Genomic DNA, 23,316 nt, shown 5'->3' on the forward strand with positions numbered 1-23,316 from the left:
AGATCTGCGCCACACCGCACAGTCAAGACAGGACGCAGAGCGTCCAGAAATGCATACCCACGCGGAGCATGGGCACGATAGTGTTCTTGCGGGCGCTTATCGTTCCTCAGCAATCCGGCTCGTCAGCGGTATAACGACGGGCCGGATTGACCGCGGCGTCGAACTCGCGCAGTGCCTTGGCACCGATCAACAGCGGGAAGTTGAAGTGGCTGCGGTCCACCAGGTTGACCTCGACCGTGCGCTTCTTGTCGCCCAGGCACAGTTCCAGGTCAACGACCGGGCGCTTGGCAGGGTTGATGCCTTCGTCTTCATCGTCGTCACCTTCGGCGCGTCCCTTGATCTTGCTGATTCGCGAGACCTTGTGCTCGTACACCTTATTGTCCGCACCCTTGGTTGCCAGGCGGAAACGTACCCAGTCATCGCCATCGCGTTTGAACAATTCAATGTCCTTTGCCGACAGCGAGGCGGTCAGTGCGCCGGTGTCCATCTTGGCTTTGAAGGTCTGGCCTATTTCCGCAACCTTGATGTTCTCGTAGCGACCATACAACGTCGGTTCAGCAGCCATGACCGGCAGGGCCAGCAAAGACAATAGCGCCAGGATCGGTTTCACGTGGGAGGTTCCTCGCAATAGTCAGCGCCCGATTGGCGCCCGGGTTTAGACAGCGAACCTGCAGTAGGTTCGTCGTGATAAATGTGACGTAAGCATAAAGGTCGCGACGTGAAACATTTGTAAGCACCTGTGTAATTGGCGTAAAACGCGTGGGTCTTTATTATTGCCGCCCCTGAACCTTCAAGAGTCCGTCATGCGCCGTCTGCTCACCGGCTATTTTGTTGCCTTGCTGTTACTGATCAATACGCTGGTGCTTATTGGCCCGCTATTGATTTTTGCGTTGCTCAAGCTGCTGTTCAGAGGCCGGATGCGCGATCGCTGTTCAGCTGCAGTGATGTGGATCGCTGAAACCTGGGCCGAGGTCGACAAGGTCATCTTTGCCATCTGCACACCCACGCAGTGGGACATTCGTGGCGATGAAGGGCTGCGTGGTGACACTTCCTACCTGGTCATCAGCAATCATCAGTCGTGGGTGGATATTCCCGCGCTGGTCCAGGCACTCAACCGGCGCACGCCGTTCTTCAAGTTCTTCCTGAAAAAAGAACTGATCTGGGTGCCGCTGTTGGGGCTTGCGTGGTGGGGGCTGGACTACCCGTTCATGAAGCGCTACAGCAAGGCTTTTCTGGAAAGGCACCCTGAACTCAAGGGCAAGGACCTGGAAATTACCAAGGCCGCCTGCGAGCTGTTCAAACGCCAGCCAGTGACTATCGTCAACTACCTGGAAGGCACGCGCTTCACTCCGGCCAAACATGCCGCTCAGGGCTCGCCTCATACCTATCTGCTCAAGCCCAAGGCCGGCGGCGTTGCCTTCGTGCTGGCGGCGATGGGCGAGCAACTGGATGCCATTCTGGATGTCACGGTTGTGTATCCCGGCTCAGGCATTCCCGGTTTCTGGGACATGTTGTGCGGTCGGGTCTCCAGAGTGATCGTCGACATCAGGACCCGCGAGCTGGACCCCGCACTGTGGCAGGGCGACTACGAGAACGACCCTGTGTTTCGCGAGAAAGTGCAGGGTTGGGTCAATCAGCTCTGGGTCGAGAAAGATGCGCGTATTGCGGCATTGCGGCTGGATCTGGCGGGGCACTGACATTTCTGACAGGTAGACGAGACTCAAACGGCGGATGAAACTGGCCTTCAGTTCTGCGAGAGGCCACTTCCATGTTGACGCTCAACTCTTCTCCACTTGGCACCTACCGCTACGACGCGCTGGACCGGCTGTCTTACATAGCGCCTGCTGGACAGGCGTCTATCAGCCGATTCTATCGGGAGAGCCGTCTGACTACCTCCATACAGGGCGCCTCTCACCATTCTGTTGTTCAGACAGAAGACCTCTTACTGGCGTTGCGCCGCGTTGACTCCGGTCAGGTTCTGTTCGATGTGCTTGCCACTGATCAACAGCACTCAGTGCTGTGCAGCATCGAGGCCACGCAAGACACGGCATTCGCCTACAGCCCCTACGGTTTTAGACCTTCGCAAACGGCGTCACAGGGTACTCCTGGTTTTACCGGGCAGATGCTTGACCCGCTAACGGGGCATTACGGCCTGGGAAATGGCATTCGGGCATACAACCCGAAGCTGATGCGCTTCAACTGTCCGGATACGCTCAGCCCATTTGGTGCGGGTGGACTGAACAGCTACGCCTACTGTGTTGGAGATCCTGTGAACTACAGTGATCCGACTGGGCATTGGCCTCTGAGGATGCTGGCAATGGCATTTACGCGCGCTAGAAATTTTCGTGTACCCGCGACATTGACAGTAAACGTGGACGAAGTGATGGAGATATCTCGTCAGGCCATGACGAGAAATGCTGATTTTTCAGGAGAAGTGACGGGCGTCAGAAAATATCTTGGGCAGAACCTTGGTGAACTTGATAAGCACAATGCGTTTATCAATAAACTTGATTCCGTTAATGACAACCTTGCCAGCCATCTCAATGACGCTCTTTCGCAATCACATGCCGACTACTACTTGGGAATAGCTCGTAAAGTGCATGCTGGAGAACTGAGCAATACCGGCGCCCATGTGGCGGCAGCCGAGAAATGGATGCCACAAATTCTTGATCCACGCACCCGCTCGGACGGTATCGTCGGCACCACTTTCAATCTGGGAGGTGCGTTTGGCGAGGGCGTGAATGATCACAGACTCTATAAAACCGGATCGGCATTAACCGGGAGCGCCAGACGCAAAGCCCTGGATATCAGATTAACTGCCGGCACCCCATAACCCACTCAAACTCTGCAACGCCGAACCACTGGCGCCTTGCTGTCCCAGGTATTGCAGAATCAGCGGGGCAAACTGGCTGACCATTGTGCTGTCCATGCCCAACGCCTTGAAGGCGTTATTCACATCACCCATGCTCTGCACGTTGCCCAGTGCGCTGTTGAGCATCGAGCTATTGCCCGACTTGCCACCCAGCAGACTGCCCAGCCCGTTGGCGCCGCCCAGGCTGTCCAGCGCGGACGTACCGGACATTTGCTCCAGTCCCGGCACGGATTTGGCCAACTGCGAATAATCGGTGCTGGTCAGTTTGTTCTTCGCCAGCCCGAGCAGAGCGCCTGTCCCGCCAACCGCCTGTTCCGGGGTGACATTGAGCTGCGTACCGAGGGTATTGAGCAGCCCCGCGACTTCGGGTGCCGCCGTGGCTTTCTGATTGCCATTGGTGGCGTTGGAGACCGCATTCGCTGCGTCATTCAGATTGAAGGCGAATGCAGGGCTTGCAGCCACGGCCATCAACGTTGCCAAAGCCATTACGCGTGCAGTTTTCATTGCGTCACCTTTATCGAAACGGGACCGCCCGTGAGTGGGCGATGAAGCAGAGGCTTTGACTGGAGGAACAGGAGCTTGTTCCCGGCGCGGGGCAGCAACAACGGCGACTTTCCGATCTGCACCGTCGAGCCTGCGCATTGGGTGCCCGGCGTAGTGATAGAACATCTATGTATTACCCGGCTTTTTCCGCGAAACAGCATGGTGTCGGTCATTTGGAATGCACGGAGCATCAGCAATGACCGACACCTACACTGCATCATTTCCTTCCAGGCCAACTGTCGTACGGGAAAGTCTTCAGCACGTATTGGCGGTTGAGGGTAACGAGCAACTGGCCGCCATTCTGCAACGGCCCCGGCCTGAAGGTTTCACGCTACTGGACGAGATCCAGGTACTCGGGGCCGCCAGCGCGTTCGGACGATGGGCAGACGACCTCGAACTCTTGAGTAGCCTGAAATCAATGTTGTTCGACGATGAGCTGAACGCGCTTGGCGACAGCGCAGAACGCGTTACCCGTTCCGTCGGTTCGTCAACATCGGAGGCCGGCCCCGAGCACGAACTGGCCAAAGCGGCGTTCGATATTGCGCAGAGTCATCAGCGCGAGTCACATTCGCCAGGTGTTCGAACCGGGCATATTGATCGCACCCGGGGCGATTACCCCAGGTTGCTGAATACGCTGCGCGCACGCCTGCGGGACGTGAAGACCGGCAACTGTGCGACTGACAGAGTGTTCGTGGCCGTTGCCGACGACTCGCCGCTGTCTGCAGGGGTCGCTTTTGGCGGTTCGATATTGCAACAGTTCAAGGCGTTGCTCCGGGTTATCGCCGGTGTGCATTCGGCTGGCGATGCCGATGAAGATCTATTGCCCAGAGTACGCCGCAAAGACCTGCGCTACGTTCTTGATCTGGTCAATACGACCCGCTTCGACTTCAGGCAGCCCTTCACCTGTGTGTTGCATGTCAGGATGAATGCAGGCAGGCCGGTTTACTCGTTGAGACTGCAGGGCGTTTCCGGGAGCCGGCACCCTGTGTATGCCACGCTGTCAGATCTGCACCTGCGGGTCATCCGGCTCACGGACAGCCTGGCCCGGATGACGCCGCATCTGGAGTCGGCCGATGCCAGGTGCATTCTGGCCATTCGCGACGATCAAAGCATGTCACTGCATGGCCTGCTCCATTACTACGGTGTCGAGATTCCTCTGGCAGCCACCCGAGACGATCTGCTGCAGGCGATCACTGCGCTTTTGCCCGGGGAGAGCGAAGTCCACCCCGCAGTGATGACGCCCGCGTTGCCTTTTACCCTCGCAGAACACCAGCGTTTCCTGCTCGATACATCGCAGGTCTACACCTTTCGGCAGCATAAGGTCCAGGCGCACGGCACGGACGATTATGCTGTCATCGACCTTGAGCTGGAGAAGGAGATGCAGTGGCATCTTGGTCGATGCCGCACCTTGCTGAACAGCTACCGACATTTCGGTGCGTCGCTGCAAGACAACGAAAACGCGCTGCTGGCAATGCTCCAGCAAGCCGGTGGCATCACTCTGAAACTGGTCGTTTACGACAGCGACGGCCACCACGATGTCTACCGCGAGCAGCACACCGTCAACCCCTGGCGCGAGAAGGATCTTCCCGGATACTTCGACGCGGCGCGCCAGGAACTGTCGTCTTACATGATCAACACTATTCGCTATGGCGAGGCCGAGGGGGCGATCAATATCGAGCGGCTGATTGTGGAAGTGATCGTGCCCAATCCTGTCCAGCGTTGCCATCCGCTGACCGATATCGACATCGAAGCCTTCGATATCCGCAGCAAAGAACCTCCGTTTCTGTTCGTGGATCCTTTTGCACTGGGGACTTATGACGTGATCAGGTCACGCTTTATGGAGCTGACCGAGGAGTTGCGCGAGGCGCAGTGGGACGTCGGCCAGTCTGCGACATTGCAGCGCGCGGTCAGTTATCTGCTGACACATTACCAGGAGGACCTGCCGGCTTTGCCGGAAGCACAGCGTCAGACGGCCTACACCCAGCGCTTGAATGATGCAGTCAACACCTACTACAGAGTGATTGCAGAGAACCTCGAGGATCAACAGCGACTGCAAGTCGTTCTGCAGCCTACCCAGCCGGAGTTCGTGGCGCGTGAACTGTGCCGTTATCTGGGGCTGAACGAATCCTGTTGGCCGGTAGTTGCGCGGTCTTCGTTCGATATCAGTTACCAGGCCGGCTGGATCAATACCGGCACGTTTTTCAAGCATGAAGAGTCGGCCGGTTATCGAACACTGCTGAGTGTGGTGTATGACGAAGACCTGCGCCGCGAGCTGGCGCTTGCCGACAATCGTGATGAGCGGCTCGGGCAGCTGGCTCAGGCGCTCGCCGATAAAACCCGCTACACCGCAAGCCTGGACGTGCTGCAAGCGAAGCTGACCGGTTTATTCGACGCGAACATTGCCTTCGTCAACAACGCTCATCTGCCTGCTCAAATGACCACACCCCAGGCAGCGTTCAGGCTCGAGGCCGAGAACTACGCCATCCAGGCCACCGAAACCTACCGGGCGCTGGAGGCCGAGCGGCTGGTGCTGGTCTCCGGCACTGCCGCCGAGCGCCTGCAGACTCTGGAAGGCGCCGTGCTGTCGGACAGTGACAGACCGGTTCATTGCATCGAGTTATTGAGCGCCGACGAGAAGGTCCGGCTTGAAGCCAGTGCTCTGGCGTTCCGGCAGATGTTGAGCGCCCGAGCCAACGACGATGATATTCAGAACATGTCGACCAGCGCGCAGCATGTGCTGCAACTGGTGCATCAGGTCGGCGGACTGATTCCTGTGCTGGGCAACTTCATCAACCTGGGATTCGATATTTACGACGGTAACGACGAAGGCATTTCGATGGATGCACTCAACATCATTGCCGAGCTGGTGCTGTGCAAAATGCGCACGGTCCCTCCCAGGGTGCTGGGTGTGCTGATGCTGCAAGGCACCAATATCTGGACGATGAGCCAGCAGGTCCAGGCCCTCGGCGAGTCGATCAAGTCCAACGACTACGAGGAGTCTGTGAAGAACTTCGGCTTTATGCTGGTCGGCCTGCGTTCGGCGCTGCACTGCGGTATATCGGCAGTGAAAGGGCTCCGGTCCGCGATACGGCATTACCAACAGACTGTCAGCGAGCACGCTGTGTCTGACAGGTCTGATTTGACCGAAACGGTTCGACGCAACGAGCACGGCGATGCCATTGAGCGCGAAGCTGGGGGCGAATACTTGGCGAGGCGTCGGCCATCCACAAGCAGCTCACTCTGGCGGGTTGCCGAGGATGGGCAGATATCCGAGCGGCCGACGGGCAGGAAAATCATGCGCATCGACTGGAACGGCAACGCGATGGTCGAGGGTGGCGCTCGGGCGGTGCTGCTGGGTGGAATAAGCGAGAAGATCTACATGCTGAACGGCCATGCCTGCCGGGCGCTCAGCGCAATGGCGGGTGCGGAATTGCGACCGCTGTATGCGCTGGACCTGGAAGCAGGGCAATGGCGCAGGCATCCGCAGTCAACGGTCGACGCCCCGCAACTTTCACGGTTTGCCCACACCGAAGATTTTCCGGTTGGCTTCAGCGGCCGTCCGGAGCGTTTTCTGGCTCCCGCCAACACGGTCAGTTGGTATGACAACTGCGTGGCGACGCTTGAAGCAGCCCCCGTCCGGGTCATTGACCTGGATAGCGGGGCAAGCCGGCAGACTATGGCGCTTGGCGTGATCGAGCACAAATATGTCACCGAGCGTAATGGCCACGTCGAGGTGCTCGAACATGCAGGCACCGAAGTGGAGACTACCGCCTTCATTCGCGCTGACGGCAGTCGCATGGAAGTCGCCAGGGTGTTGCCTGCCATCCCGAGCTACAAGCCTGAAATTCAGGCACAGATTGTCGCGGCTCAGGGCATGTTCGTGACCGTTCGGATAAGCGACACGTTGCAAGGTCTGGCCGGCAGAAAGACCGTGGCGGGTGTTTTGGCGACGCTCAGTGATGGCCGTGGGCAGGAGCTGGTGATCGAGGCGGATCGCGGCGTTCACTATCGCGGCACGGTGCCCATTGATAGCTTCCTGGCGCTGGCACCGGGCGATACGTTGCATGATCAGCAACCCATTGCCCTGACCCTGCAGAAAATCAGCCCGCAAGCCGATCCCAAACGGGCGTTGCCCCACCTGTGGCGCGACCAGTCGGATTATCGCAACGGGATTGCCCATGATGACTTTGCGCTGGAGCTGTTCTACGGCTCGAAGGCAGCGAACGAAGCCTATGCACGCAACCCTCAGTGGGTTGCCAGGAACATCGACGCTGTGGCCAAAATCAAATCGCGGCTGCCCTCGTCCATTACCACGGTGGAAAATCCCTTTTATGTACTCGATACCCCCGAGGAACTGGCCATTCTATTTGCTGCGCGTAATCAGGCGGCGCTGGCCAATACCTTACTGGGCAATACCATTGAATGGGGCGCGGCATCGAGATCCCGGGAGTTGAGCCTGGGGGGAAATATCCTCAGACAGCTTCGTCTGAACGAGCCGCTTCTGGCTGCACAGGAAAACATTCCGCCGCTCGCCAGCGAGCGGAGCGCCTTCGTCACTCAGCTTCAGGAGAAGCTGGCCCGGAACAACCTGATGATGGCAGAGGTCAGCCTGAAGTCAGGAGAGAAAGCCTGGTTCGCCCATTCGCCTGCCAGGCATCTCGGCATGCTGGCTGGGCATCTGCACGACGAGTTTTACCTGAGTCATTCGGGGTCTGTCATCGATCATGTCGAAGCCTGTTTTACCGACCCGTCGAGAATTGAAAGTATCGCCGTGCTGTCCCTCGACGATGTCTGCGAAACCGATGCCCGACGCATTTTTCTCTCCTCCCAGCGCGGCTACACCTATGAGTCGGTGACCAGCCTCGAGCAGCCGGTCGAGCATGCATACCTGAGCGGCGCGCAGCTGCAGTTGCACATCGACGATGCCATTTATCCCGAGCGAACCCGAGGCGTGGGGATCGCCAGCGCGGTTGTCGATCTGTCCGCCGCCGAAGCGGTCAGCAGTGGGCCAAAGCGCGGCAGTTATTCGATCGAGGGGCGTGACTACATCAAGCTGGATAACGGCAGAATCTACCGGGCAGACTGGGATGAGCGCAACGGGGTGTTTCTGCTGGTACCGCCGCAGGGGCGGTCGCGAGCCGAGCCTCTGGCACTGCCCTGGGTGCGTCACATCGGCGGGCATGAGTTCACGCTGATCAACCGGCCAGCGCTCAAGGGCGGCCATGTCATCGATCAGATGATCTGTAGCATTCGCACCCGGCGGCTGGCCGGTAGCCTGGCAACCCACGAGTCCCATTCTGCTCATGACACAACAAGCGGAACGCTTCAGGTTCACCATGAAGACCTGCACATCATGAACGACGGTGTTCCGGTACCCGGCAAGCTTAATGTGCCATCGAAGCTGTTCCACTCCATCGCAGCAGATCGTGACGGTTATGTGAGGCTCGAAGCCAAGGCAGCGGTGCCTGAAAGCTGCATTTCCAGTACCGAGTTTCTGGTATCGAAATATGCCGGCGGGCAAGTACCGTTCGATTACAAGGGCGAGCGTCTGGGCGATCCGGCCCCAGTGGTGCCCAATGTCGAAGTCGTCGCCCTGCAGGATGGCCAGCCGGTGAGCCTGAATATCACGACGACAGCGCTCGATACCTGGATAAATGCACGCGGCCACTCTGACTACTTTGTCGGCGAGCGGTCATTTCCCGAAGTGGGTGAGGGTATTGGCTTCATCGAGCGAGGTGAGCTGGAGGGCAGTCCGTCATCGGACTACCCGTTTCATTTCATGTTCGTGGCCGGGAAAGTACTGGATCAGAACGGGCAGATTATAGGCGTGCTGGCCTCGGATTTGTCCGAGCCCGCACGTGAACCCGATCAAAACGGAGTCACGCCGCAATTGCCCGCCAGACGTAACTGGAATCTTGGGCTTTTCCCGTCAATCGACAGCATGCGCGGGACACCGGAGCCTGACAGCAACGCCTATGTGCAGGAGCATTACTACTCGGTATTGGTGAGGCCTGTGCGGGAGTAAGGCGTTATCCGGGGCGCTGGAGGCTTGTGCCCCGGCGCTTTTTGGTCCCGCAGGCGAAACAGCCTAGTAGTTCTGCTAGCTGGGCGAAAGCAGGGAGTCAGCCCAGACTTGCTGCCATAGGGTTACCTCAAAGGAGTGACATCATGGCTTCGTCTGGGCAATCAGTACTTTGTGTCTACCGCTACGACGGATTGGATCGCCTGGCCGATTGCGCGCCTGCCGGGCAGGGCGACAATCGGCTTTTTTATCAGAAGAGTCGCCTGGCTACGCAAATTCAGGGGCAGATCCAGTACACACTTCTGCGCACGGATGAGTATCTGCTGGCGCAATGGCGTATGGAAAACAATCAGAGCGATTGCGCCTTGCTGGCGACCGATCAGCAGCAAACCGTGATCGCCGCCCAGGGCCTGGCGTTTGCCTATATGCCTTACGGCGATCATCACCCGGCAGCAGGGCCAATGAACCTGCCGGGTTTTACAGGCCAGCGGGTTGATCCGGTGACGGGACACTATTTGCTGGGGAACGGATACAGAGCATTCAATCCGGTGTTGATGAGGTTCAACAGTCCGGACAGTTTGAGTCCGTTTGGCGAGGGTGGGTTGAATGCGTATGGGTACTGTGGGGGGGATCCGGTTAATCGGATGGACGCGAACGGGCATGTGCCCTCGCTTCTCAGGCCACTGTTGAAAGTTATGCGTTTTTTTAAACCTAAGCCGATCAAAAACCTGAAAGTTATCTCAGAAGATATAGTGGTTTTTGAAGACACCGCAAACGGGGCAAAAAGAATTAATTTCTTTGGGCACGGCAATAGGGTAAAAGAGCATGGGTATCATCCAATTATAACAGCAGACAGAAACTTTAGTCCCGATCAGCTAAATCACTTAGCGGCGACGTCTGGTATTGACTTTGATAAGTATCAGAAAATAAGATTGGTCATGTGCAATTCAGGTTCAGAAGGGAGTGGCTCTTTTGCAGCCCTTTTTTCGGAAATTACACAAAAGCCTGTTAAAAGCTATATTTCGAAAGTGTTCGTCGATCGTGGGCCAGAGAAGATAGCATCAATGATTACTAATAAGTCTGACTCTATTCGCTGGCTGGATGGCGGTAAAAACCAATATGACAAGGGGCTGAATATTGTTAAGAAGAATGTTCATGCGCCTGGCTCTTTCAAGTTTAAAGAATTCAGCTATAAGCCTGTAGTCCATCAGCTTACTGAGCTTTAAAGTAAGCAGTTTGAATGTGGGTTTTAGTTGAGTGTTGCTGGAGTTGGATGTGGAATGGGTAACTATGAGCTACCCATTCTGCGGGTGGTCAAGATGCACTAAACAACCTATGCGGATCAATCACAAACTTCTTCGGTACGCCCGAATCAAACTCGCCATACCCCCGCGGAGCATCATCCAGACTGATCACCTCGACACCCACTATGTCGGCGATCTTGATACGGTCCCACATGATCGCCTGCATCAACTGGCGGTTGTATTTCATGACTGGGGTCTGGCCGGTATGGAAGCTGTGGGATTTGGCCCAGCCCAGGCCGAAGCGAATGCTCAGGCTGCCCATTTTTGCAGCGGCGTCCACGGCTCCCGGGTCTTCGGTGACGTACAGGCCGGGTATGCCGATCTTGCCTGCGACGCGCACTACGCCCATCAACGAGTTGAGAACGGTCGCAGGTGCTTCGGCCTGAGCGCCAGCATGGCCGTGACCGCGTGCCTCGAAGCCTACGGCATCGATGGCGCAATCCACTTCAGGTTCGCCGAGCAGGGCAGCGATCTGTTCGTGCAAGGGTGTGTCCTGGGACAAGTCGGCAATTTCGAAGCCCTGGGCCTTGGCGTGAACCAGGCGTGTCGGGTTGACGTCGCCGACGATTACCACCGCTGCACCCAGCAAGCGTGCTGACGCCGCGGCAGCCAGGCCGACCGGGCCCGCGCCGGCTACATAAACCGTGCTACCAGGCCCAACCCCTGCAGTCACTGCACCGTGATAACCGGTGGGCAGGATGTCGGACAGGCAGGTCAGGTCGCGAATTTTTTCCATCGCCGCGTCGCGGTCCGGGAGTTTTAGCAGGTTGAAGTCCGCGTAAGGCACCAGCACGTATTCAGCCTGGCCACCAACCCAATCGCCCATGTCCACATAACCATAGGCACCACCGGGACGCGCCGGATTGACCGTCAGGCAGACGCCGGTGTTCTGTTCCTTGCAGCTGCGGCAGCGACCGCACGCCACGTTGAATGGTACGGAAACCAGATCACCGACTTTCAGATGTTCCACGTCACGACCGGCTTCCAGCACCTCGCCGGTGATTTCATGACCGAGCACCAGCCCGGTCTGCGCCGTGGTGCGGCCACGTACCATGTGCTGGTCGGAGCCGCAGATATTGGTGGAGACCACGCGCAGGATAACGCCGTGTTCGATGCGCTTGCCGCGTGGGTCTTCCATTTTCGGGAAAGGAATTGATTGCACTTCGACCTTGCCAGCGCCGAGATACACTACACCGCGATTACCAGACATACATGTCACCTCGCTTTTATTGTGGTGGAGCAGAGAGAAGCAGTTGCAGCTATAAAACCACCGTCCTGTTGGCGTTGAGGAACACCCGCCGTTCGATGTGATAACCCACCGCGCGGGCCAGTGTCAGGCCTTCGATGTCTCGACCCTTGGCGATCAGGTCTTCGGGATAGTGACTGTGATCGACCACTTCCACGCCTTGGGCAATGATCGGACCTTCGTCCAGATCGTTGTTGATGTAATGCGCCGTGGCACCGACCAGTTTCACCCCCTTGTTGTAAGCCTGATGGTAAGGCTTGGCGCCTTTGAAGCCGGGCAGCAACGAGTGGTGGATATTGATCGCCTTGCCATCCAGCTTGCGACACAGGTCCGGGGACAGGACCTGCATGTAGCGGGCAAGAATCACCAGTTCTGCACCAGACTCTTCGATGACCTGCCAGACTTTGGCTTCCTGCGCGGGCTTGTCGTTGGGGTCCAGGGGGAAATGGTAGTACGGAATGCCGTGCCAGCCAGCCAGTGGCTCAAGATCAGGGTGATTGGACACCACCGCGACCACGTCCATGGACAGTTGATTGATACGCTGGCGATAGAGCAGGTCATTGAGGCAGTGATCGGCTTTCGAGACCATGATCACTACTTTTGGTCGGTAGTTGGGCGCCGTGAGTTCGAAGATCATGCCGAACGTTTCACTGCGCTCACTCAGACCGGCCCTGAACGCGTGTTCGTCGAAAGCCTCGGGCTGACGAAATTCCACACGGATGAAGAAGCGTCCCGAGAGACGGTCATCGAAGGAGTGGTGCTCTGTGACGTAGCAACCCTGCTCGAACAGAAAGCGCGTCACTGCGTCTACCGTGCCGAGCATGCTGGGGCAGTCGGCGGTCAAAATCCATGTGTCGGGCGCGCGGCTCATTAAATGAATGCTCCAGAGTATTCGTTATCCGCAAATCTGACTGACAGTGTCAGCCAGCTTGCTCAAGCAGGACGCAGAGCGTCCGGAACTGCATTCCCACGCGGAGCGTGGGGACGATAGTCACCGTTTCGGCTATCGTGCCAATGCTCCCGCAGGAGTCTTCATTGAGACTGCCGCTGCGGTTTCAGCCCCGGTCCCCGGCGCTTCACGCTTGAACGCTCAGCCCGTACTCGGCACTCGCATCCTGCAACCACAACCACCAGTAATCCGAGAAGCTGCGGCGGACCAGCAGCTCCCAGGTTTCTTCACCGGTCCGGCGGATTACCAGTTGCGACTTGGCGAACACGGTGCCGACTGCCTTGCCCACCGGGAAGTTGTCCGGGTGCACGTCGTAGCTGGTGGACTTCATCAGTACCTGGCGCACCTTCGGCCCGCTCAGTTCAAGGATCGATTGCCCGCCGCTGACATTGACGATAGCGATGTGTTGTCCGCTCAGTTCGGCCCGCAGCCGCTGTTCTGCAGCGAACTCTTCGCCGCTTGGCACGATCAGCAGCCACTCATCCGGGCCAAGCCACTGCAGCGAGCTTTCGCCGCTGATGACCAGCATCAGCGCGGCGGGCAACTCCATGCCCAGCGCCTTGTGTACGCCAGCGGCGAAAGCCGGATCGTGGGCATTGCCACGAATCGTCAGATGCCCCAGCAGCTTTTTCTCGCGCAGGAAAACCCCCGGGCTGGCGCGCCCCTTGCCAATCAGGCTGTCGAGGTTTGCATGGAACAGCGGCGACTCGGCTTTGACGTCGGTGGTCGGGCGCTGCTGGTAAACGTTGGCTGTGCTCATGATTCACCTGCTTGAATTCTGTGTGCTGCGGATGATCGGCTCACCGCGGACTACTCGACGTTCTGCTGCTCGCCCTTCGGATCGAAGAACACCGAAGAAACGATCTCGGCTTCGATCACGCTGCCATCGGCCAGAGGCGCGAATACCCGCTCGCCCATACGCGCCAGGCCGCCTTTGACCACGCCCATCGCGAACGAATAGCCCAGCGAGTTGTGCGCGTAACTGGAGGTCACGTGGCCCACCATGCTCATCGGGATCGTCTGTTTGGTGTCGAAGACCAGTTGCGCGCCTTCCGGCAGCCATTTGGCAGGGTCCACCGGCTTGAGGCCGACCAGTTGCTTGCGCTGTTCGCGTACGCAGTCTTCGCGATTCATGCCGCGCCAGCCGATCCAGGAGAACGGCTTGGTACGGCCGACACACCAGCCCATGTTCAGGTCGTCAGGCGTCATTGAGCCATCGGTGTCCTGACCGACGATAATGAAACCCTTCTCTGCGCGCAGAACGTGCATGGTCTCGGTACCGTAAGGCGTCAGGTTGTACTGCTTGCCCGCCGCGGCGATCTTTTCCAGGACGCCCATGGCGTAGTCGGCCTGAATGTTGACCTCGTAGGACAGCTCGCCGGTAAACGAGATGCGGAATACACGGGCCGGCACTCCGGCGACCAGACCTTCTTTCCAGGTCATGAACGGGAAGGCTTCACGGCCCAGATCGATATCGGTGACTTCGCTGAGCAGTTTGCGGCTGTTGGGGCCGGACAGCGTCAGGGTCGCCCAGTGATCGGTCACTGAAGTGAAATACACTTTCAGGTCCGGCCATTCAGTCTGTTGATAGATTTCCAGCCATTGCAGGACGCGCGCCGCGCCGCCCGTGGTGGTGGTCATCAGGAAGTGGTTGTCAGCGAGACAGGCGGTTACCCCGTCATCGAAGACCATGCCGTCTTCCTTGCACATCAGGCCGTAGCGGGCCTTGCCGACGTCCAGTTTGGTCCAGGCGTTGGTGTAGATGCGATTGAGGAACTCGCGTGCATCCGGGCCTTGAATATCGATCTTGCCCAGCGTCGAAGCGTCCAGCAGGCCGACGCTGTCGCGCACCGCCTTGCATTCGCGAGCGACGGCTGCCGGCAGGTCCTCGCCGTTCTTCGGGAAGTACCACGGCCGTTTCCACTGGCCGACGTCCTCGAATTCGGCACCGTTTTTGACATGCCAGGCATGCAGCGCAGTGAAGCGCACGGGTTCGAAGATGTGCTTGCAATGACGCCCGGCTATCGCGCCGAAGGTCACCGGCGTGTAGTTGGGGCGGAACATGGTGGTGCCCATTTCCGGGATCGACACGTTCAGCGAACGGGCAGCGATGGCCAGACCGTTGACGTTGCCCAGCTTGCCCTGATCGGTGCCGAAACCCAGCGCGGTGTAGCGCTTGACGTGCTCGACCGACTCGAAACCCTCGCGTGTTGCCAGTTCGATGGCGGCGGCGGTGACGTCGTTCTGAAAGTCAACGAACTGCTTGGGGGCGCGTGCGGTGCCTTTTTCGTGCGGCACCTGGAACAGCGCCAGCGTCGGCTCTTCAGCACGGCTGAGGGCTTTGGGCATCACACCTTCGACAACCTTGAAGCCCGCTTCACTGGCAGCGCGCACGCCGCCTTCGAAGCCATCGGCCAGGCTGTCAGCCAGGCTGTAGACGCCGTTGACGCCGCCTACGCAGATACGTTTCTGCGGTGCTTCGCCCGGCACGAAGCCGAGGATGTCCTCGCGCCACACCGGCTTACCGCCCAAGTGCGAGGCCAGATGCACGATCGGGCTGTAGCCGCCGGAGCTGGCAACCACGTCGCATTCAAGCCATTCGCCGGGGCTGGTCACGCTGTGCGTCTTGACGTCGATGGCGGCCACGCGGGCGGCCGTCACGCGCTTGCTGCCGCGGGCCTCGATGACCGCGCTGCCGGTCAGGATGCGAATGCCTTTGGCCCGCGCTTCCTCAACCAGCGGGCCGCGCGGGTTATGCCGTGCATCGGCAATGGCGACCACGTGCAGACTGGCGTCGAGCCAGTCCAGAGCGACGCGATAAGCGTGATCGTTGTTGGTGGAAAGCACCAGTTTCTTGCCCGGTGTCACGCCATAACGACGAACGTAAGTCGATACGGCACCGGCCAGCATGTTGCCGGGCACATCGTTGTTGCCATAGACCAGCGGACGCTCGTGAGTACCGGCGGCCAGCACCACACGTTTGGCACGTACCCGGTGCATGCGCTGGCGAACCATGCCGATCGGCGCGCGATCACCCAAGTGGTCGGTGAGGCGCTCGTGGATGGTCAGGAAATTGTGATCGTGGTAACCATTGACCGTTGCACGCGGCAGCAGGGTGACGTTGTGCAGGCTTTTCAGCTCGGCAACGACCGTCGATACCCATTCAGCGGCGGGTTTGCCGTCCAGGCTTTCCCGGCTGTCAAGCAGACTGCCGCCGAACTCTTCCTGTTCGTCGGCAATGATCACCCGGGCACCGGAGCGACCTGCTGCCAGTGCGGCAGCCAGACCGGCCGGGCCCGCACCGACGATCAGCACGTCGCAGTGCTGGTTCATTGCGTCGTAGCTGTCCGGGTCGTTCTCGGTCGGCGAGCGACCGAGGCCTGCAGCCTTGCGGATGTACTTCTCGTAAGTCATCCAGAACGATTGCGGGTACATGAAGGTTTTGTAGTAGAAACCCGGCGGCATCAGCTTGCCGCCGACCTTGCCCAGAATGCCCATGACATCGGTATTCACGCTCGGCCAGCCGTTGGTGCTGGTCGCGACCAGCCCTGAATAAAGCGCCTGTTGCGTGGCACGCACGTTGGGGATCTGCGTCGCCTCGGTCGCGCCGATCTGCAGCACCGCATTGGGCTCTTCCGAACCCGCTGCGAAGATGCCGCGCGGGCGGGAGTATTTGAAGCTGCGGCCGATGATATCGACGCCGTTGGCCAGCAGGGCAGAGGCCAGCGAATCACCTTCAAAGCCCTGGTAGGTCTGGCCGTTGAAGGTAAAGTTGAGCACCTTGCTGCGATTGATACGGCCGCCGTTGGGCAGGCGATGGGTCTGGCTCATACCTTGTCTCCCTGATCCGTGAACTGCGGCCTGGTACCGATCGGATAGGTCTCGAGAATCTCGTAGGTCACGGTGTTGCGCGTCATGTTGAAATACTGGCGGCAACCGGCGGCGTGTATCCACAGTTCGTGATGCAGGCCGCGCGGGTTATCGCGAAAGAACATGTAGTCGCCCCATTGCTCATCGGTGCAGGCACCGGGGTCCAGCGGGCGCGGGATGTGCGCCTGACCGGACGGGTGGAATTCCTCTTCGGAGCGCAGTTCGCCACAGTGAGGACAGAAGATATGCAGCATGGTCGTGTTCTCCTGTTAGTGGGCTACGGCTGCAGCGCCGTGTTCGTCGATGAGTGCGCCGTTGTGGAAACGGTCGATTGAGAACGGCTTTGCCAGCGGGTGCATCTCGCCTTTGGCCAGGCTGGCGGCAAATACGTTGCCCGAGCCCGGCGTGGCCTTGAAGCCGCCTGTGCCCCAGCCGCAGTTGAAGAACATATTCGGCACCGGGGTCTTGGAAATGATCGGGCAGGCGTCCGGGGTGGTGTCGACGATACCGCCCCATTGACGGTTCATGCGCACGCGGGACAGCACCGGGAACATCTCGACGATGGCCTGGACGGTGTGTTCGATCACCGGGTACGAGCCGCGCTGGCCGTAGCCGACCCAACTGTCGATACCGGCACCGATCACCAGGTCGCCCTTGTCGGACTGGCTGATGTAGCCATGTACCGCGTTGGACATGATGACGCTGTCGATAATCGGTTTGATCGGCTCGGAGACCAGTGCCTGCAACGGGTGTGATTCGATGGGCAGACGGAAGCCTGCCAGTTTGGCCATGTGCCCGGAGTTGCCGGCGGTTACCACGCCGACACGTTTTGCACCGATGAAACCCTTGTTGGTTTCCACGCCGATGCACACGCCGTTTTCCTTGCGAAAGCCGATGACTTCAGTCTGCTGAATCAGGTCAACGCCCAGTGCGTCTGCCGCACGGGCGAAACCCCAGGCCACCGCATCGTGACGAGCGACACCACCACGGCGCTGAACTGTCGCGCCGATGATCGGGTAACGGGTGTTTTTCGAGCAGTCCAGGTACGGGATTTCCTCGGCGACCTGCTGGCCGTTGAGCAATTCTCCGTCCACGCCGTTAAGCCGGTTGGCGCTGACGCGGCGCTCGGAGTCGCGCATGTCCTGCAGGGTGTGGCACAGGTTGTATACGCCGCGCTGGGAGAACATGACGTTGTAGTTCAGGTCCTGGGACAGGCCTTCCCACAGTTTCATCGCGTGTTCATAAAGGTGGGCCGATTCGTCCCACAGGTAGTTGGAGCGCACGATGGTGGTGTTACGCGCGGTATTGCCGCCGCCCAGCCAGCCTTTTTCGACCACGGCCACATTGGTAATGCCGTGCTCCTTGGCCAGATAATAGGCCGTCGCCAGGCCGTGCCCGCCGCCGCCGACGATGACCACGTCATAGACCTTTTTCGGGGTGGGCGTGCGCCACATGCGCTGCCAGTTTTCATGGTGGCTGAGGGAATGCTTGAGAAGGCCGAAGCCTGAGTAATGCTGCATGTGAGGCTACTCCTGACTCAGCGATAAACCGGGAAATCGGCGCACAGGGCGGCGACCTGGCTGGCAACGTCGGCCTCGACATCGGCATCCCCGAGGTTGTCGAGGATGTCGCAGATCCAGCCTGCCAGCTCGACGCACTGGGTCACCATGAAGCCGCGAGTGGTCACGGCCGGTGTGCCGATGCGCAGGCCGGACGTCACGAATGGCGACTGCGGGTCATTGGGCACCGAGTTCTTGTTGACGGTGATGTGCGCGCGGCCCAGCGCCGCGTCGGCGTCTTTGCCGGTCAGGCCCTGACGGATCAGGCTGACCAGAAACAGATGGTTGTCGGTGCCGCCGGAGACCACGTCGAAGCCCCTGTCGATGAACACCTGCGCCATCGCTTGCGCATTGTCGATGACCTGCTGTTGATAGACTTTGAAGGCGGGCTCCATGGCTTCCTTGAAACACACGGCCTTGGCGGCGATGACGTGCATCAGCGGGCCGCCCTGACCACCGGGGAAGACGGCGGAATTGAATTTCTTCTCCAGCTCTTCGTTGGCCTTGGCCAGGATCAGGCCACCACGTGGACCGCGCAGGGTCTTGTGGGTCGTGGTAGTGACTACGTCTGCGTAGGGCAGCGGATTCGGGTAAAGGCCGGCGGCAACCAGACCGGCAACGTGCGCCATGTCGACGAACAGATAGGCGCCTACCTTGTCGGCGATTTCACGGAAGCGCGGGAAGTCGAGGGTCTTGGAGTAGGCAGAAAACCCGGCAATGATCATTTTTGGCTGGCATTCGACGGCAATGCGCTCGACTTCGTCGTAATCGATCAGCCCGGTCGCGGTGTCGATACCGTACTGCACGGCGTTATAGAGTTTGCCCGAGAAGCTGACCTTGGCACCGTGGGTCAGGTGGCCGCCGTGCGCCAGGCTCATGCCCAATACGGTATCGCCGGCCTGGAGCAGCGCGAGGTAGACCGCTGCGTTGGCCTGACTGCCGGAGTGCGGCTGGACGTTGGCGTAGTCGGCGCCAAACAGCTGTTTGGCGCGCTCGATGGCCAGTTGCTCGACCTTGTCGACATGCTCGCAACCGCCGTAGTAACGCTTGCCGGGATAGCCCTCTGCGTACTTGTTGGTCAAGCCGCTGCCCTGCGCCTGCATCACGCGTTTGCTGGTGTAGTTCTCCGAGGCGATCAGCTCGATATGGTCTTCCTGACGCTGCTCCTCGGCGTTCATCGCCGACAACAGTGCATCGTCATAACCCTGGATCTGGTCTTGCTTGCTGAACATCGCGGATCTCCCAGCGGCGGCGCGGCGCCTGACTTGTCGTTCGGGCGGAACAGAGCCCTCTGAGAGCGATGGTATGGCTGGACCGAAGACGCCAAATGCCTATGGACGCCACACAAAGGTGCGTTTACGACATGGCAGCTGAGGGAGCAGAAATAGCCGAAGGGGAGTTGCCCGGGTGACAAGGCTGCGGACGAAAAAAAGCCCGCTCCCGGCTGGATGAGTCCAGCGCGGTGGAGCGGGCTTGTCGGTTGCAGGCCTTGTCAGCCGTGGTTTTTGCCCAGCAATGCGTGATACAGCTCGGTATCACCCAGAATGCCGACCACTTTATTGCCGTCCTGCAGGACCAGTTTGTTGCCGGTCTGGTAGCGGATCTGCAGCGCGTCGCGCATGCCGATGTTGGAATGCACAAGCGTAGGGCGTCTATCCAGAGTGGCGACGTCCTGACCGGGGGTCCAGTTCTGCAGGTCAAGGGCCGTGGCACCTTGCCGCGCGCCTTTGATCACATTGCCTTCGGCCAGATCGAGCCATGAGTCGCCGCTCGGGTCCAGGCACACCGAACCGTCGACGTGGGTGCACTCGTCGACGGTGCGCATCAGACTGCGCCCGCACAGCACGTTGAGCGGGTTGGTGTGTGCAACGAAGGTGCGCACGTATTCATCTGCCGGATTGAGCACGATCTGCTCCGGCACGCTGTATTGCACGATACGGCCGTCTTTCATGATGGCGATCCGGCTGCCGAGCTTCAGTGCTTCATCCAGATCGTGGCTGACGAACACAATGGTCTTGCTCAACTTGGTTTGCAGGGCGAGCAGTTCGTCCTGCAAATCCTGGCGGATCAGGGGGTCGAGCGCCGAGAACGGTTCGTCCATCAGCAGGATGTCGGCGTCCATCGCCAGTGCCCGTGCCAGGCCCACTCGTTGCTGCATGCCGCCAGACAGTTCGTCGGGCTTCTTGTTGCGCCATTGGGTCAGGCCAACCAGCTCGAGCTTTTCATCCACCAGCTTGCGCCGTTCCTTTTCGGGGCGACCCTGCATCTCCAGGCCGAAGCTGATGTTCTCGCGCACCGTCAGCCAGGGCATCAGGGCGAATTTCTGGAAGACCATGGCAATGCGCTTGGTGCGCATCATTTTCAGTTCGGCTGCGCTGCAGTTGGCGATGTTGATCTGCGAGCCTTCATGCTCGACGAACAGTGAGCCGCGGCTGACGGTATTGAGACCGTTGATACAGCGCAACAGGCTGGATTTGCCGGAGCCCGACAGGCCCATCAGGACGCAGATTTCGCCTTTTTCGATATCCAGACTGGCGCTTTCGACGCCGACGATCTGTCCGGTTTTCTTGAGGATCTGATCACGCGTGAGGCCTTCGTCGAGCAGCTTGAGGGCTTCACGCGGGTCCTTGGAGAAGATGACGTCTACCTTGTCGAATTTGATGATACTCATGCGTCGGACCCTACCTTGGCTTCGGGTTGTTTGCAGATACGGTCGAGCATGATGGCCAGCAATACGATTGCCAGACCGGCTTCGAAACCGAGCGCGATGTCGGCCGTGTTCAGTGCGTTGACCACAGGTTTGCCCAAGCCGTCGGCGCCCACCAGGGCCGCGATGACCACCATCGATAATGACAGCATGATGCACTGGGTAATCCCGGCGGCAATGCTGGGCATCGCGTAAGGCAGTTCAATGCGCGTCAGCAACTGGCGGCGTGACGAGCCGAACGCCTTGCCGGCATCCAGCAGCTCCTGAGGCACATCGCGGATACCCAGGTAGGTCAGGCGAATCGGCGCGGCAATGGCGAAAACCACCGTCGATATCAGGCCGGGTACCACGCCCAGACCGAACAGCGTGAGTGTCGGAATCAGATAGACGAAGGTGGGCACGGTCTGCATCAGGTCGAGTAACGGCCTGATGATGGTGTAGAACAGCGGCTTGTGCGCGGCAATGATGCCCAGCGGCACGCCGATGACGACACAGACCAGCGTGGCGAAGAGCACTTGCGCCAGGGTTTCCATGGTCTCCTGCCAATAATGCAGGTTGAGGATCAGCAGAAACGAAAGGATGACGAAAACCGTCAGGCCCCACTTGCGCTGGATGAAGTGCGCGAGGGCGGCGATAAGGCCGATCAGTACGAATGGATTGAACCAGGTCAGCGCGAAAGTGAACCCGTGGATCATCATTTCCAGTGTCGAGGCTATTGCGTCGAAGTAGTCGGCGCCATTGGCCGTCAACCAATCGACAAATGCGGCGATGTACTCGCCCAGAGGGATTTTATGGTCAGTCAGCATGATTTCGGGTGTCCGCTTGCGGAAGGTGAAGAGGGCAGCAGGCGGGTCAGCCCCGCCTGCTGTCGGCTTACTGGGTCAACTTGGCTTTGGCTGCCTCCAGGCCTGGTTTGCCATCGACGGTGGTCACGCCTGCGAGCCAGGTGTCGAGTACTTGCGGGTTTTTCTTGATCCACGCCTTGGCGGCGGCATCAGGCTTCATTTTGTCGTCCAGTACGTTACCCATCAGGGTGCTTTCCATGTTCAGCGTGAAGGACAGGTTCTTGAGCAACTGACCTACGTTGCTGCACTCCTGACTGTAGCCTTTACGGGTGTTGGTGTAGATCGTCGCCTGGCCATAGTTGGGGCCGAAGAAGTCATCGCCGCCAGTCAGATATTTCATCTTGAAGCGGGTGTTCATCGGGTGCGGTTCCCAACCGAGGAACACCACATCGTTCTTGCGTTTCACGGCGCGGTCGACCTGCGAAAGCATTGCGGCTTCACTGGATTCAACGACCTTGAAGCCTGCGTCTTTGAGGCCGAAGGCGTTCTTGTCGATCATGCTCTGGATCAGGCGATTGCCGTCGTTGCCAGGCTCGATCCCGTAGATCTTGCCGCCCAGTTCCTTCTTGAATTTGGCGATGTCGGCGAAGTCATGCAGGCCTTTGTCGTAGAGCGCTTCCGGCACTGCGAGGGTGTACTTGGCGTTCTCCAGATTGGCACGCACGGTTTCGACGGTCCCTGCTTCGCGATAGGGCTTGATGTCGTTCTCCATGGTCGGCATCCAGTTGCCGAGGAACACGTCCATGTTCTTGCCGTCAGCCAGCGACTTGTAGGTCACCGGTACGGAGATCATGGTGGTCTTGGTCTTGTAACCCAGTGACTCGAGTACGGCGCTGGTTACCGCAGTGGTGACGGTAATGTCAGTCCAGCCTACGTCGGAGAAGTTGACCGTATGACAGGCCTCTGGCTCGGCTGCCTGGGCTAGCACCGGCATACAGAGCGTGGCGGCCAACAGCAACGATTTGGAACCTTTCATGGGGTGGACTCCTGTGAGTTTCTTCTAGTCATCAGCAGGTGAACGCTGACGCGGCTTATGGGTTGGCGAGGCTTTTCGCGAAGCTCCATCACTGCGCCTGGCGATCGAGTCGGAACCGATCATGTAACAGGGAAAATCAAACGCCTACAGGGGGCGTCGTATCCAGTGCAGGAGGCGTCGTATCCAGTGCGCGCAAGGTCGCTTACAGATTCGTTGCATCGTACGCACGCCCGGTTGCAGTGTCGGAACTGCGAAAAAACGGCCAGTACGTTACACAGTCGCTGCGCAGGTCGGCAGCGGTCGGTTGGCAGGTCGGAGCCTGCGCGAACGCGGTGTTTTGGAGGGGAGTAACGCCGACAAGTTCATTATCGGGTCGGATCCGGCAGTGGTCACGCCATGTCGGGTGCCATTTTTGGTGGCTGC

The 23,316-nt window shown here is 59.1% G+C and carries 16 protein-coding genes; 4 read left to right on the top strand and 12 right to left on the bottom strand.

The window, feature by feature from the left end:
* Window positions 1-106: 106 nt before the first annotated feature.
* Window positions 107-610: a retropepsin-like aspartic peptidase RloA2 gene (rloA2, locus tag BLR20_RS21020; protein ID WP_010435849.1), complete on the bottom strand. Its 504-nt coding sequence runs from the start codon at window positions 608-610 to the stop codon at window positions 107-109.
* Window positions 611-803: 193 nt separating this feature from the next.
* Here rloA2 and BLR20_RS21025 point away from each other — a divergent pair, with 193 nt between their 5' ends.
* The gene (locus tag BLR20_RS21025) at window positions 804-1,697 is read left to right on the top strand and encodes an acyltransferase (protein WP_010435852.1); all 894 of its coding nucleotides are present in this window, start codon (window positions 804-806) and stop codon (window positions 1,695-1,697) included.
* 71 nt (window positions 1,698-1,768) lie between these two features.
* Window positions 1,769-2,833: an RHS repeat-associated core domain-containing protein gene (locus tag BLR20_RS21030; RefSeq protein WP_054992481.1), complete on the top strand. Its 1,065-nt coding sequence runs from the start codon at window positions 1,769-1,771 to the stop codon at window positions 2,831-2,833.
* Here the strand turns inward: BLR20_RS21030 and BLR20_RS21035 are convergent.
* Window positions 2,813-3,376, bottom strand: a complete 564-nt coding sequence (locus BLR20_RS21035) for a DUF2780 domain-containing protein (protein ID WP_032612287.1) — start codon at window positions 3,374-3,376, stop codon at window positions 2,813-2,815. The genes BLR20_RS21030 and BLR20_RS21035 overlap by 21 nt on opposite strands.
* Before the next feature lie 235 nt (window positions 3,377-3,611).
* Here BLR20_RS21035 and BLR20_RS21045 point away from each other — a divergent pair, with 235 nt between their 5' ends.
* Window positions 3,612-9,440, top strand: coding sequence for a hypothetical protein (locus tag BLR20_RS21045; RefSeq protein ID WP_054992483.1), 5,829 nt, complete (start codon window positions 3,612-3,614; stop codon window positions 9,438-9,440).
* A gap of 143 nt (window positions 9,441-9,583) precedes the next feature.
* Window positions 9,584-10,663, top strand: coding sequence for an RHS repeat-associated core domain-containing protein (locus tag BLR20_RS28155; protein WP_235809979.1), 1,080 nt, complete (start codon window positions 9,584-9,586; stop codon window positions 10,661-10,663).
* An 88-nt stretch (window positions 10,664-10,751) separates the two neighbouring features.
* On the opposite strand, the gene fdhA is transcribed toward BLR20_RS28155, so the two are convergent.
* The 10 genes from fdhA to BLR20_RS21100 form a co-directional block, all read right to left on the bottom strand.
* Entirely contained in the window at window positions 10,752-11,951 is a 1,200-nt protein-coding gene (gene fdhA, locus BLR20_RS21055; protein WP_010435863.1) for a formaldehyde dehydrogenase, glutathione-independent, read from the bottom strand.
* Window positions 11,952-12,000: 49 nt separating this feature from the next.
* Window positions 12,001-12,858, bottom strand: coding sequence for a formyltetrahydrofolate deformylase (purU, locus tag BLR20_RS21060; RefSeq protein ID WP_054992484.1), 858 nt, complete (start codon window positions 12,856-12,858; stop codon window positions 12,001-12,003).
* Between the two features lie 205 nt (window positions 12,859-13,063).
* Entirely contained in the window at window positions 13,064-13,696 is a 633-nt protein-coding gene (locus BLR20_RS21065) for a sarcosine oxidase subunit gamma (RefSeq protein ID WP_010435867.1), read from the bottom strand.
* 50 nt (window positions 13,697-13,746) lie between these two features.
* Entirely contained in the window at window positions 13,747-16,767 is a 3,021-nt protein-coding gene (locus BLR20_RS21070) for a sarcosine oxidase subunit alpha (protein ID WP_054992485.1), read from the bottom strand.
* Complete coding sequence (locus tag BLR20_RS21075) at window positions 16,764-17,060, bottom strand: sarcosine oxidase subunit delta (protein ID WP_003316160.1); 297 nt, start codon at window positions 17,058-17,060, stop codon at window positions 16,764-16,766. Before BLR20_RS21075 ends, BLR20_RS21070 begins: the two co-directional genes overlap by 4 nt.
* Window positions 17,061-17,075: 15 nt before the next feature.
* Window positions 17,076-18,326, bottom strand: coding sequence for a sarcosine oxidase subunit beta family protein (locus BLR20_RS21080; RefSeq protein ID WP_003316161.1), 1,251 nt, complete (start codon window positions 18,324-18,326; stop codon window positions 17,076-17,078).
* Window positions 18,327-18,343: 17 nt separating this feature from the next.
* Window positions 18,344-19,597, bottom strand: a complete 1,254-nt coding sequence (gene glyA, locus BLR20_RS21085; RefSeq protein WP_010435878.1) for a serine hydroxymethyltransferase — start codon at window positions 19,595-19,597, stop codon at window positions 18,344-18,346.
* A gap of 260 nt (window positions 19,598-19,857) precedes the next feature.
* Window positions 19,858-21,036 carry a choline ABC transporter ATP-binding protein gene (gene choV / locus BLR20_RS21090; protein WP_054994459.1) on the bottom strand — a complete coding sequence of 393 codons (1,179 nt, stop codon included), beginning with the start codon at window positions 21,034-21,036 and terminating at the stop codon, window positions 19,858-19,860.
* Window positions 21,033-21,881, bottom strand: coding sequence for a choline ABC transporter permease subunit (gene choW / locus BLR20_RS21095; RefSeq protein WP_170846044.1), 849 nt, complete (start codon window positions 21,879-21,881; stop codon window positions 21,033-21,035). The genes choV and choW overlap by 4 nt, the downstream gene beginning before the upstream one ends.
* Before the next feature lie 64 nt (window positions 21,882-21,945).
* Window positions 21,946-22,893, bottom strand: a complete 948-nt coding sequence (locus tag BLR20_RS21100) for a choline ABC transporter substrate-binding protein (protein ID WP_010407068.1) — start codon at window positions 22,891-22,893, stop codon at window positions 21,946-21,948.
* Window positions 22,894-23,316 lie beyond the last annotated feature (423 nt).

The organism is Pseudomonas congelans, from assembly GCF_900103225.1.
Taxonomy (GTDB): Bacteria; Pseudomonadota; Gammaproteobacteria; order Pseudomonadales; family Pseudomonadaceae; genus Aquipseudomonas; species Aquipseudomonas congelans.

Coding starts and splice junctions, on each gene's coding strand:
- BLR20_RS21025 (WP_010435852.1), top strand. CDS start 804: ATGCGCCGTCTGCTCACCGGCTATTTTGTTGCCTTGCTGTTACTGATC.
- BLR20_RS21030 (WP_054992481.1), top strand. CDS start 1,769: ATGTTGACGCTCAACTCTTCTCCACTTGGCACCTACCGCTACGACGCG.
- BLR20_RS21035 (WP_032612287.1), bottom strand. CDS start 3,376: ATGAAAACTGCACGCGTAATGGCTTTGGCAACGTTGATGGCCGTGGCT.
- BLR20_RS21045 (WP_054992483.1), top strand. CDS start 3,612: ATGACCGACACCTACACTGCATCATTTCCTTCCAGGCCAACTGTCGTA.
- BLR20_RS28155 (WP_235809979.1), top strand. CDS start 9,584: ATGGCTTCGTCTGGGCAATCAGTACTTTGTGTCTACCGCTACGACGGA.
- fdhA (WP_010435863.1), bottom strand. CDS start 11,951: ATGTCTGGTAATCGCGGTGTAGTGTATCTCGGCGCTGGCAAGGTCGAA.
- purU (WP_054992484.1), bottom strand. CDS start 12,858: ATGAGCCGCGCGCCCGACACATGGATTTTGACCGCCGACTGCCCCAGC.
- BLR20_RS21065 (WP_010435867.1), bottom strand. CDS start 13,696: ATGAGCACAGCCAACGTTTACCAGCAGCGCCCGACCACCGACGTCAAA.
- BLR20_RS21070 (WP_054992485.1), bottom strand. CDS start 16,767: ATGAGCCAGACCCATCGCCTGCCCAACGGCGGCCGTATCAATCGCAGC.
- BLR20_RS21075 (WP_003316160.1), bottom strand. CDS start 17,060: ATGCTGCATATCTTCTGTCCTCACTGTGGCGAACTGCGCTCCGAAGAG.
- BLR20_RS21080 (WP_003316161.1), bottom strand. CDS start 18,326: ATGCAGCATTACTCAGGCTTCGGCCTTCTCAAGCATTCCCTCAGCCAC.
- glyA (WP_010435878.1), bottom strand. CDS start 19,597: ATGTTCAGCAAGCAAGACCAGATCCAGGGTTATGACGATGCACTGTTG.
- choV (WP_054994459.1), bottom strand. CDS start 21,036: ATGAGTATCATCAAATTCGACAAGGTAGACGTCATCTTCTCCAAGGAC.
- BLR20_RS21100 (WP_010407068.1), bottom strand. CDS start 22,893: ATGAAAGGTTCCAAATCGTTGCTGTTGGCCGCCACGCTCTGTATGCCG.